Origin of the sequence: Pseudoduganella namucuonensis (assembly GCF_900116645.1) — a bacterium.
GTDB classification, from domain to species: domain Bacteria; phylum Pseudomonadota; class Gammaproteobacteria; order Burkholderiales; family Burkholderiaceae_D; genus Rugamonas; species Rugamonas namucuonensis.
This window is the reverse complement of the sequence record NZ_FPBO01000078.1, coordinates 1-8,141: the sequence shown is the minus strand read 5'-3', so window position 1 is coordinate 8,141 and position 8,141 is coordinate 1. Positions and strand designations below refer to the sequence as shown.

Sequence of the window (8,141 nt, the reverse complement as noted above, 5' to 3'; positions counted from 1 at the left end):
CTCCGGGCGTTGACCGGCCATGCCGGCCTCCAGCTCGTGGCGCCGGCCGATCACCCCCGTTTGCATGAGGTTGAATTTCATGATTTCTCCTTTGGTGATTTGTCCTGAACCCAGAATGCTTCAAGTTGGATTTCCTGTCAACATGTATGTTGATTTGTGATGGGCGCCTTGCGAAGCCGGTCCATGAAATAAAGGCGGCCGACGATAATTCAGACGCGGACCGGTGTTGTTTATCAACGACTATGTTGTAAGAAATCCGGCCCGTCCCAGAGGCGTCCCGGTGTCGTGTTTTCATAGTCAACATTTACGTTGACAAGCTGCGTGGACTGGCGCACCATAAAAATACGGAAATGGGAAGGAGACGCCGACATGGACCGATTCAATCGCCCCAACAAGGAACAGATCAGGAACTGGATGCGCCAACGCTGGATGGCGCGCGATCCATTGCCCGACGCCGAGCAATTGCGGCGCCAGCTGCAGCAGGCCTGGATGGACGACGGCGCCGGCATGGCTGAGCGCAACGCCCATGCCCAAGGCGGCGGCCCGGCAGCGCTCGCGCCCTGAATCCAAGGCCGAGCGCCGGTGTTTCCTCCCCTGCTTTCAGGCTAATTCAACGACGGCACCACGTGCCGCAACTTCTATCCATAGCACCACTCTACGAGGAATATTCATGAGTACTAGCAAGGCATCCCCCACCGTGAAGCTGCTGATCAACGGCGAGTTCGTGGAATCGTCGACCACCGAATGGCGCGACGTCGTCAACCCCGCCACGCAGGAGGTCCTGGCGCGCGTGCCGCTGGCCACGGCGCAGGAAATCGCGGCCGCCGTCGCCGCCGCCAAAAGCGCTTTCAAGACCTGGCGCAAGACGCCGATCGGCGCGCGCGCCCGCATCTTCCTGAAGTACCAGCAGCTGATACGCGAAAACATGAAGGAGCTGGCGGCGCTGTTGACCGCCGAGCAGGGCAAGACCCTGGCCGACGCCGAAGGCGACATCTTCCGCGGCCTGGAAGTGGTGGAGCACGCCGCCAACATCGGCAGTCTGCAGATGGGCGAGATCGCCAACAACGTCGCGTCGGGCGTCGACACCTACACGCTGCAGCAGCCGATCGGCGTGTGCGCCGGCATCACCCCGTTCAATTTCCCCGCCATGATCCCGCTGTGGATGTTCCCGATGGCCATCGCCTGCGGCAACACCTTCGTGCTGAAACCCTCGGAGCAGGATCCGATGGTGACCATGCGCCTGGTGGAGCTGGCGCTGCAGGCCGGCATTCCGCCCGGCGTGCTGAATGTGGTTCACGGGGGAGAGCACGTGGTGAACGCGATCTGCGACCACCCCGACATCAAGGCCGTCTCCTTCGTCGGCTCGACCAAGGTCGGCACCCACGTCTACCACCGCGCCTCGCAGACCGGCAAACGCGTGCAGTGCATGATGGGCGCCAAGAACCACGCCATCGTGCTGCCGGACGCGAACAAGCAGCAGGCCTTGAACAATCTGCTGGGCGCCGCCTTCGGCGCGGCCGGCCAGCGCTGCATGGCGCTGCCGGTGACGGTGCTGGTGGGCGAGGCCAACGACTGGATTCCGGAACTGGTGGAAAAGGCGCGCGCGCTGAAGATCAGCGGCGGCGTCGAGCCGGGCACCGACATCGGCCCGCTGATCTCCTGCGCCGCCAAGGAACGCGTGGAAAGCTTCATCGCCAGCGGCGTCGCCAGCGGCGCCAAGCTGGAACTGGACGGCCGCCAGCCCGACGTCCCAGGCTATGCCGGTGGCAACTTCGTCGGCCCCACCATCTTCTCCGGCGTCAAGCCCGGCATGGCGATCTACGACCAGGAAATCTTCGGGCCGGTGCTGTGCCTGGTGCCGGCGGCCACGCTGGACGAGGCGATCGCCTTCCTCAACGCCAACCCGAACGGCAACGGCACCGCCATCTTCACCCAGTCCGGCGCCGCCGCGCGCAAATTCCAGGAGGAGGTCGACGCTGGCCAGATCGGCATCAACGTGCCGATCCCCGTGCCGGTGCCGCTGTTCTCCTTCACCGGCTCGGGCGCGTCCAAGCTGGGCGACCTGGGACCGTATGGCAAGCAGGTGATCCTGTTCTACACCCAGACCAAGACCATCACCGCGCGCTGGTTCGACGACAGCAGCGTGGCCGGCCCGGTCAACACCACCATCTCCCTGAAGTAAGGGCGCGGGCCACAATGGACTTCGAACTCTCGGAAGAGCAGGGCGCCTTCCAGCGGGCGGCGCGCGACTTCGCCGCCGGCGAGATGGCGCCGCTGGCGGCGGAATGGGACGCCGAATGCGTGTTCCCCGTCGAGACCATCCGCAAGGCGGGTGAGCTGGGCTTTTGCGGCATGTACACGCCGCAGGACGTGGGCGGGCTGGGCTTGTCGCGGCTGGACGCGGCCATCGTGTTCGAGGAGCTGGCCGCGGCCTGCCCGTCGACGGCCGCCTATATCACCATCCACAACATGGTCAGCTGGATGCTGGCCACCTGGGCCGGACCGGCGGTGCGCGAACGCTGGGCGTCGCGGCTGGCCAGCGGCGAGCGGCTCGGATCCTACTGCCTGACCGAGCCGGGCGCCGGCTCGGACGCGGGTTCGCTCACCACGCGCGCCGTGCTGAAGGACGGCTACTACCATCTGGACGGCGCCAAGGCCTTCATCTCGGGCGCCGGCGCGACCGATCTGCTGATCGTGATGGCGCGCACCGGCGGCCCCGGACCGAAGGGCATCAGCGCCTTCGCCGTTCCGGCCGACACGGATGGCGTCACCTACGGCCGCAAGGAGGTCAAGATGGGCTGGAACAGCCAGCCCACGCGCGTGGTCAGCTTGGACAATGTGCGCGTTCCGGCCGACCACCTGCTGGGGGCGGAGGGCGAGGGCTTCCGCATCGCGATGAAGGGGCTCGATGGCGGGCGCATCAACATCGCCACCTGCTCGGTGGGCGCGGCCCAGGCCGCGCTGGACGCGGCGCGCCGCTACATGGGCGAGCGTCGCCAGTTCGGCAACCACCTGTCGGCCTTCCAGCACCTGCAGTTCGAGCTGGCCGACATGCAGACCGAACTGGTGGCGGCGCGCCAGATGGTGCGCCTGGCCGCCGCCAAGCTGGACGCGGGCGGGGCCAACGCGTCGGTGTATTGCGCGATGGCCAAGCGCGTCGCCACGGACACCGGTTTCAAGGTCTGCGACCAGGCCTTGCAGATCCACGGCGGCAACGGCTACATCCGCGAGTACCCGCTGGAGCGCTATCTGCGCGACGCGCGGGTGCACCAGATTCTGGAAGGGACCAATGAAATCATGCGCGTGATCGTCGCGCGCCACTTGCTTGAACCAACGAACACGGAGGAAATCAGATGAGCGGCTACACCAACCTGGAACTCGAATTCGTCGGCAACATCGCCGTCGTCACCCTGGCCAATCCGCCGGCCAACACCTGGACCCGCGCCGGCCTGGTGGCGCTGACGCGGCTGGTCGCGGACCTGAACGACAACCGCGAAGTCTACAGCCTGGTGGTGACCGGCCAGGGCGGCAAGTTCTTCTCGGCCGGCGCGGACCTGAACGTCTTCGCCGGCGGCGACAAGGCGGCAGCGCGCGAGATGGCGCGCAGCTTCGGCGAGGCGATGGAGGCCCTGTCGCGATTCCGCGGCGTGTCGATCGCGGCGCTGAACGGGTATGCGATGGGCGGCGGCCTGGAATGCGCGTTGGCCTGCGACCTCCGCATCGCCGAGGAGCACGCGCAGCTCGCGCTGCCGGAGGCGGCGGTGGGCCTGCTGCCCTGCGCCGGCGGCACCCAGAACCTGCCGATGCTGGTGGGCGAAGGCTGGGCCAAGCGCATGATACTGTGCGGCGAGCGGGTGGACGCGTCGACCGCCTTGCGCATCGGCTTGGTCGAGAGCGTGGTGGCCACGGGCCAGGCCAAGGCCGCCGCGCTGGCGCTGGCGGCCAAGGTGGGCAAGCAGAGCCCGTCCAGCGTGGCCGCCTGCAAACGCCTGATCCAGGGCGCGCGCTCGCAGGCGCCGGCCAGCTGGCTGCCGGTGGAACGCGAACTATTCCTCGACCTGTTCGACACCGAGGATCAAAAGGAAGGCGTCGCCGCCTTCCTCGCCAAGCGTCCGGCGCAATGGAAGAACCGGTGATGGAGGCGCGGTCCGATCCGCGATCGGGCGCGCCGGTGCTGGCCCACACCTTGCGGGCGGACAATGGCCGCCTGATCGGCGTGCTCACCCTGAACAGCGAAAAGACGCTGAACGCGCTGTCGCTGGCGATGATCGACCTGCTGTCGGCCCAACTGTCCGCGTGGGCCGGCGACGAGCGCGTCGCCATGGTGCTGATGCGGGGCGCCGGCGACAAGGCCTTTTGCGCCGGCGGCGACCTGCAAGAGCTTTACGCCAGCATGCTCGCCCACCGCGATTCCGCGCGGCGCGGCGATGTGCTCGGCAACGGCTACGCCAATGATTTTTTCGGCCGCGAGTACCGGCTGGATTATCAGATCCATACGTATCCGAAGCCGATTCTGTGCTGGGGTCATGGCATCGTGATGGGCGGCGGCATCGGGCTGATGGCGGGCGCGCGCCACCGGGTCGCCACCGAGAAGACGCGCCTGGCGATGCCGGAGATCGGTATCGGCCTGTTCCCCGACGTCGGCGGCTCCTGGTTCCTGAGCCGCATGCCCGGCGGGCTCGGCCTGTTCCTGGCGCTGACCGGCGCGGCCGTCAACGCGGCCGATGCGCGCCATGTCGGGCTGGCCGACCGGGTGTTGGCGCATGCCGACCAGCCGCGCGTGATCGAATCCCTTCAACGCCAGCCGTGGGGCGACGACGGCGCCGCCAACGACAGGCTGCTGGGCGCCGTCCTGCGTGACGCCGAGCAAGCGCAGGCCGTCCCGCCCGCGGCGGGTCCGCTGCGCCGGCACCAGGAGTTGATCGGCGGCCTGTGCGGGCACGACACCCTGGAGCGGGTGCTGGCCGCTTTCGCCGAGTGCCGGACCGACGACGCCTGGCTGGCGAAGGCCGTCGCGGCGCCGGCGCGGGGCGCTCCCGGTTCGCTGTCGCTGGCTTGGCGCCTGCTCGAGCGCGCGCCGTATTTGTCGCTGGCCGATGTGTTCCGCATGGAGTACGGCGTGGCGCTGCATTGCGCGGCCCATGGCGATTTCGCCGAGGGCATCCGCGCGCTGCTGATCGACAAGGATATGCAACCGGCATGGCGACCCGCCAGCGCCACCGACCATTTTCTGGATAGCCCGTGGGCGCCATTGGCGCACCCGCTGGCAAACCTGCATCACCAAAACAGGAGAACCACATGAGTCATATCGCTTTCATCGGCCTGGGCAACATGGGCGGGCCGATGGCCTTGAACCTGCTCAAGGCCGGCCACACGCTGAGCGTGTTCGACCTGTCGCCGGCGGCGCTGAAAACGCTGGCCGACGCCGGCGCCGGCGTGGCCACCAACGCCATCGCGGCGGTCTCGGACGCCGACGTCGTCGTTTCCATGCTGCCGGCCAGCCGCCATGTGGAAAGCCTGTACCTGGGCCGCGACGGCGTGATCGGACGCATCCGGCCGGGCGCGCTGATCCTCGAGTGCAGCACCATCGCCACGCGGTCGGCCGTCGCGGTCGCCAAGGCGGCCGGCGAGGCGGGCCTGGCGATGCTGGACGCGCCGGTGTCGGGCGGCACCGGCGGCGCCATCGCCGGCACCCTGACCTTCATGGTGGGCGGCCCGGCCGACGCGCTGGAGCGCGCGCGGCCGGTTCTGCTTGCCATGGGCAAGAACCTCTTCCACGCGGGCGAGCATGGCGCCGGGCAAACCGCCAAGATCTGCAACAACATGCTGCTCGGGATACTGATGGCCGGCACCGCCGAGGCGCTGGCGCTGGGCATGGCCAACGGCCTGGATCCGCGCGTGCTGTCCGACATCATGTGCAAGAGCTCGGGCCGCAACTGGGCGCTCGAAGTGTACAACCCGGTGCCGGGCGTGATGGACAACGTGCCCGCGTCGCGCGGCTACAGCGGCGGCTTCGGCCTCGACCTGATGCTCAAGGACCTCGGTCTGGCGGCCGAGGCGGCGATGGGCGCGAAATCGCCGATCCCGCTGGGCGAACTGGCGCGCAACCTGTATGCGCTGCATAGCGGAGCGGGCGCCGGCGCGCTCGATTTCTCCAGCATCGTGCAGCTGCTCAATAAGCGCAGTGCGGCTGCTGGCGGGGGACCGCAATGAGACTGGCCGGCAAGCGAATCATTATTACGGGCGGCGCGCAAGGCATCGGCGCGTCGGTGGTGCGCGCGTGTGTCGCGGAAGGTGCTTCAGTGACGTCGATGGACGTCAACGACACACTCGGCGAGGCGGTGGTGGCCGATGTCGTAGGCAAAGGCGCCGGCTACGCCGCGTACGCGCACTGCGATGTCAGCGCGCGCGCCGAGGTGGAGCGGGTGTTCGCCAGGGCCGCCGAGGCCATGGGCGGATTGGATGTGCTGATCAATGCGGCGGGCGTGCACCGCCACTGCGACCCGGACCGGATCGACGACGCCCTGTACGACATGCTGTTCAACATCAATGTGCGCGGCACCATGCACACCAACGGCGTGGCGCACCGGCTGATGGCGGCCAACGGGGCGGGCAACATCATTAATTTCGGCTCGGAGTCGGGACTGACCGGCGAGCTGAACAACGCGCTGTACGCGGCCACCAAAGCCGCCGTGCACACGTGGACGCGCAACGTGGCGCGCCAGTGGGGGCCGGACGGGGTGCGTGTCAACGCGGTCCTACCCTATATGGTGACGCCCATGTATGAGAGCTTCCGCAATGCCCTTTCCCCGGAAGCGCTGGCGGCGCACGACGCGGAGACGAAAACGGCGATCCCGCTCGGCGGACGGTTCGGCGACTGTGCCCGCGACCTGGCGCCGGTCATGGTGTTCCTCGCCAGCGACGATTCGCGTTTCATCACTGGGCAGATGTTCCCGGTCGATGGCGGACTGGTTTCTGTGCGTTGATGGAAGCATGGATCCCGCTGCGCTTTGTTCGAAGCGGTTTTTCCACTGCATTTTTGAAGGCCAGGATCATGAAAACCATGTTGAAAATGTTTGCGGCCGCGAGTATGGCGGTTGCCGCCGGACCCTTGTTCGCCGCGGACATGGGCACGACCCAGGAGGCCGAGGCGCTGGTCAAGAAGGCGTCGGCCTATCTGAAAAGCGCCGACAGGACGAAGGCGCTGGCGGAGATCAACAATCCCAAGGGCATGTTCGTCGATCGCGACCTGTACGTGTTCGTCCTTGACCTCAAGGGCACAACGCTGGCGGCGGGTAGCGATTCGGTGCGCAGGTCCGTCGGCATGAATGTCTTCGATGTGCGCGACATCGACGGCAAATATTATGTGCGGGACATGATCTCGACCGCGACCGGCAAGGGTAGCGGATGGGTTGACTTCAAATTCCCCAACCGGCTGAAAAACGATGTCATTGAAAAAAGATCCAACTATGTCCAGCGGGTGGATGACCTGGTGATCGGCTGCGGGGCATTCAGGTAGGGAATGTACATTTTGCCCGGGAGACTTCCCGGGCACCAAGGAGACAGCATGTTTAGCCACGTGATGGTTGGTTCGAATGAGATCGAGCGCTCGAAGCGGTTTTATGACGCCGTATTGGGAACGCTCGGGGCGGGCGCGCCCTTGCGCAACAAGGAGGGGGCTGGTCCCACCCGGCTCTTCTATCAACATGATGGAAATATTTTCAGTGTCACCGAGCCGCTCGATGGCAAAGCGGCGACGTTCGCGAACGGGGGCACCATCGCCTTCAATTGCGCTTCGCCCGAGCAAGTAAACCTGTTTCACGACACGGCGATTGTGTTTGGCGGCGAGTCGATTGAAAACCCGCCGGGTCTGCGCGACGGCGTATTGGGGACGTTTTTTGTCGCCTATGTGCGTGATCCGGACGGCAACAAGCTCTGCGCGGTTCACCGGGTCGAATAACCCTTCACTGGCATCCAACCTGGCCCTCGGCCAGGTATTCTCAATCGATGCCGCTCTTCAAACCAATGTGCCTTCGCTGTCCTTGTTGGAGAAGCGCGGCGCCACCAGGCGGGCGAACTTCTCGAGCTCGTCGCAGTTCTGCTCCGGGTCGAGGTGGCCCTGGCCATACATCAGGAACAGT

At 66.5% G+C, this 8,141-nt stretch carries 9 protein-coding genes; all 9 read left to right on the top strand.

Translation table 11 applies throughout. From position 1 onward, the window contains the following. Nucleotides 1–369 precede the first annotated feature (369 nt). Nucleotides 370–564 (top strand): hypothetical protein, encoded by a 195-nt coding sequence (locus tag BM436_RS35335; protein WP_093561610.1) that lies wholly within the window; start codon nt 370–372, stop codon nt 562–564. A 106-nt stretch (nt 565–670) separates the two neighbouring features. After that, nucleotides 671–2,182 carry a CoA-acylating methylmalonate-semialdehyde dehydrogenase gene (locus BM436_RS35330; protein ID WP_093561609.1) on the top strand — a complete coding sequence of 504 codons (1,512 nt, stop codon included), beginning with the start codon at nt 671–673 and terminating at the stop codon, nt 2,180–2,182. Nucleotides 2,183–2,196: 14 nt separating this feature from the next. Then, a complete protein-coding gene (locus tag BM436_RS35325) occupies nt 2,197–3,357 on the top strand; it encodes an acyl-CoA dehydrogenase family protein (RefSeq protein WP_093561608.1) in 1,161 nt (386 codons plus the stop codon). Continuing rightward, complete coding sequence (locus BM436_RS35320) at nt 3,354–4,136, top strand: enoyl-CoA hydratase (protein WP_093561607.1); 783 nt, start codon at nt 3,354–3,356, stop codon at nt 4,134–4,136. The genes BM436_RS35325 and BM436_RS35320 overlap by 4 nt, the downstream gene beginning before the upstream one ends. Continuing rightward, nucleotides 4,121–5,302, top strand: a complete 1,182-nt coding sequence (locus BM436_RS35315) for an enoyl-CoA hydratase/isomerase family protein (protein WP_093561606.1) — start codon at nt 4,121–4,123, stop codon at nt 5,300–5,302. The genes BM436_RS35320 and BM436_RS35315 overlap by 16 nt, the downstream gene beginning before the upstream one ends. Further along, entirely contained in the window at nt 5,299–6,213 is a 915-nt protein-coding gene (gene mmsB / locus BM436_RS35310; RefSeq protein WP_093561605.1) for a 3-hydroxyisobutyrate dehydrogenase, read from the top strand. The genes BM436_RS35315 and mmsB overlap by 4 nt, the downstream gene beginning before the upstream one ends. Next, a complete protein-coding gene (locus BM436_RS35305; protein ID WP_093561604.1) occupies nt 6,210–6,986 on the top strand; it encodes an SDR family NAD(P)-dependent oxidoreductase in 777 nt (258 codons plus the stop codon). The genes mmsB and BM436_RS35305 overlap by 4 nt, the downstream gene beginning before the upstream one ends. Before the next feature lie 68 nt (nt 6,987–7,054). Further along, nucleotides 7,055–7,519 carry a cache domain-containing protein gene (locus tag BM436_RS35300; RefSeq protein WP_177307824.1) on the top strand — a complete coding sequence of 155 codons (465 nt, stop codon included), beginning with the start codon at nt 7,055–7,057 and terminating at the stop codon, nt 7,517–7,519. A 48-nt stretch (nt 7,520–7,567) separates the two neighbouring features. Continuing rightward, a complete protein-coding gene (locus tag BM436_RS35295) occupies nt 7,568–7,960 on the top strand; it encodes a VOC family protein (protein ID WP_093561602.1) in 393 nt (130 codons plus the stop codon). Nucleotides 7,961–8,141: the final 181 nt, after the last annotated feature.

Excerpts from the sequence above, each read along its gene's own strand:
- BM436_RS35315 (WP_093561606.1), top strand. The coding sequence starts at position 4,121 with ATGGAAGAACCGGTGATGGAGGCGCGGTCCGATCCGCGATCGGGCGCG.
- BM436_RS35300 (WP_177307824.1), top strand. The coding sequence starts at position 7,055 with ATGAAAACCATGTTGAAAATGTTTGCGGCCGCGAGTATGGCGGTTGCC.
- BM436_RS35325 (WP_093561608.1), top strand. The coding sequence starts at position 2,197 with ATGGACTTCGAACTCTCGGAAGAGCAGGGCGCCTTCCAGCGGGCGGCG.
- BM436_RS35295 (WP_093561602.1), top strand. The coding sequence starts at position 7,568 with ATGTTTAGCCACGTGATGGTTGGTTCGAATGAGATCGAGCGCTCGAAG.
- BM436_RS35330 (WP_093561609.1), top strand. The coding sequence starts at position 671 with ATGAGTACTAGCAAGGCATCCCCCACCGTGAAGCTGCTGATCAACGGC.
- BM436_RS35335 (WP_093561610.1), top strand. The coding sequence starts at position 370 with ATGGACCGATTCAATCGCCCCAACAAGGAACAGATCAGGAACTGGATG.
- BM436_RS35320 (WP_093561607.1), top strand. The coding sequence starts at position 3,354 with ATGAGCGGCTACACCAACCTGGAACTCGAATTCGTCGGCAACATCGCC.
- mmsB (WP_093561605.1), top strand. The coding sequence starts at position 5,299 with ATGAGTCATATCGCTTTCATCGGCCTGGGCAACATGGGCGGGCCGATG.
- BM436_RS35305 (WP_093561604.1), top strand. The coding sequence starts at position 6,210 with ATGAGACTGGCCGGCAAGCGAATCATTATTACGGGCGGCGCGCAAGGC.